This window comes from Okeania sp. SIO2C9 (assembly GCF_010672455.1).
Classification (GTDB): Bacteria; Cyanobacteriota; Cyanobacteriia; order Cyanobacteriales; family Microcoleaceae; genus Okeania.
Map to the genome: position 1 here is coordinate 1 of NZ_JAAHGO010000190.1, position 2,309 is coordinate 2,309.

Sequence of the window (2,309 nt, forward strand, 5' to 3'; positions counted from 1 at the left end):
GTGCGATTCGTTCTTGATGAAAATCAGACTGTTAAAACAGAAATCTCAATAAGATTTACACAGAATGACATAACTCAAGGGATAAAACAGATGTTATCTAACTCTTATGTAGATGTAGGTGAAAGTCCTACCCTCTAAGAATGGAGTGACTCCTTATCTGACCACAGCGAGTAAGCTCGGAATCTTACAGACTGAAGCTGGTAACAGGGTGGACAAGGGAAAAGCAGATATCCCCCAACGACCACTAATAGGGAAATGATATGAGTAAAACAAGTTCTAAAAAAAAGTGTCTCAATATTAATCCATCTATCTGAACAATCAAAGTGGATTCAATGCCAAAGGTGAGAAACCTAATTATTCGTTCTAGAAATTTCCTCGCTTAGAACAATTCTGAATAAGGCATCAGGCAAATTGAACTGCTCTAAGTTATCAACCAATCTCATAAGGGAACGAATAAAAACGGTGTCATGGTCTCAAGTCTATTGAGAGAGGGTTCATATCCGATATCGCCCCTGAACAATAGGATGTCGAACTTGAGTAAGCTGACGAGAGTGTAATCCCATACATCGGGTAGGACGTTCCGTAATTGGAACGAGGCAATCAGAGTAAATAATCTAATGGAGATTATAGTTATGACACAAGGAAAACTTAGTGAACTTTGGAAAAACTTAGACTGGAAACTAGCCAGGAAAAAGGTATTCCGACTACAAAAGAGAATTTACAAAGCTATGCTGAGGAAAGATTACAAACAAGTCCGGAATTTACAGAAGCTTTTGCTACGAAGTCGCGCAGCAAAATTCCTAGCGATTCGCCGAGTGACACAAGAAAATCAGGGTAAGAAAACTGCGGGTGTAGATGGAAAAGCCAGCTTAAATTTTGAAGAAAGGTTCGCCCTCTTCATTATGCTCGAAAAATATGGCCACAACTGGAAACATAACAAACTCCGAGAAATCCCAATACCAAAAAAGGATGGCACTGGCGGGAATGCTAAAGGTTCCAACCATAGCAGATAGAGCATGGCAAGCATGGTGCAAATTAGCCATCGAACCAGCACATGAAGCCACATTCCATGCCAGAAGTTACGGCTTCAGAACTGGGAGAAGTGCCCATGATGCACAAAAACAGATATTTTACGGATTAAGGTCAAACGCAAATGGACATAGAAAATGGATATAGCCAAATGTTTTGACAGAATCGATCACAACCATCTAATGAAACAAATTATAGCACCCCAGACAATCAAACAAGGTTTATGGGGATGCTTAAAATCAGGAACATCTATAGGATTCCCGGAACAAGGAGTCCCACAGGGTGGAGTAATTTCACCTCTATTAGCCAACATATCACTCAACGGAATCGAATCGCTAGACATCGGGAATAAAAACCCCGCCAAGTGCATCAGATACGCTGACGACCTAGTATTCATAATCGACCCCGGCTTCACTTCAGACCCAACGAAGGGATGGCACGAAAGGAAATTAAACCAAATAATTGCCAGAGAGAAGAAAGCAATCGAAGAAGAAGTCACAAGGTTCCTACAGAAAAGGGGACTAGAGATAAAGCCAAGTAAGACCAGATTAGTTAAAGCGACAGATGGATTTGACTTTCTAGGATGGCACTTTTACGTCCAGACTAATAACCACAAGTTTAGAAGTACGCCCTCAGAGGACAACTTCAAAGCTTTTAGGGAGAAGGCTAAAGCCATAATCAACTCCTCAGCATTTGGAGCCAAAGTAAAAGCCAAGAAAATTGCATCAGTAGTAAGAGGATGGAGAAACTATCATAAGTATTGCAAATTAGATGGGGCTAGGTTCTCACTATACTTTATGACCAAAAGGGCATATACAGTATTTAACAAAGAACGAAAATTAAATAGATACACTGCAAAACAACTTATTGATAAAGCCTTCCCCAACCCAGGTTGGAAAGAAAACCACCATATCATGGTCAAAGGCAACAAATCTCCATTTGATGGAGACATCACATATTGGAGCAAAAGAAACTCCAAACTCTACGATGGTGCAACATCAGAAGCTTTAAAAAGGCAAAACCATAAATGTGAATACTGCGGACTAAACTTCGCAGATGATGAAAAGGTCGAACTACATCATGTGGATGACAATCACAATAATTGGAAAAGAGAAAACCTAATAGCTGTCCACCGTAGCTGTCATCAATACATTCACATGAAGCAATGATACTCACTCCCCTGAGTGATGTACAGATTGTCGGGAGCCGGATGCACGGAAACGGGCACGTCCGGATCTAACTGGGAGTTGCCCTGGGTAATACCAGGCTTCGACCCAACC

The 2,309-nt window shown here is 41.0% G+C and carries 3 protein-coding genes; all 3 read left to right on the plus strand.

Features of this window, described 5'->3' with window-relative positions:
* Window positions 1-632 precede the first annotated feature (632 nt).
* Genes F6K23_RS42680 through F6K23_RS42690 form a run of 3 tightly spaced genes read left to right on the plus strand, consistent with a single transcriptional unit; the run spans window position 633 to window position 2,198 of the window.
* Window positions 633-1,013 carry a reverse transcriptase N-terminal domain-containing protein gene (locus F6K23_RS42680; RefSeq protein ID WP_367267967.1) on the plus strand — a complete coding sequence of 127 codons (381 nt, stop codon included), beginning with the start codon at window positions 633-635 and terminating at the stop codon, window positions 1,011-1,013.
* Window positions 985-1,176, plus strand: coding sequence for a hypothetical protein (locus tag F6K23_RS42685; protein ID WP_367267968.1), 192 nt, complete (start codon window positions 985-987; stop codon window positions 1,174-1,176). The genes F6K23_RS42680 and F6K23_RS42685 overlap by 29 nt, the downstream gene beginning before the upstream one ends.
* Window positions 1,167-2,198, plus strand: a complete 1,032-nt coding sequence (locus tag F6K23_RS42690) for a group II intron reverse transcriptase (RefSeq protein ID WP_367267969.1) — start codon at window positions 1,167-1,169, stop codon at window positions 2,196-2,198. The genes F6K23_RS42685 and F6K23_RS42690 overlap by 10 nt, the downstream gene beginning before the upstream one ends.
* Window positions 2,199-2,309: the final 111 nt, after the last annotated feature.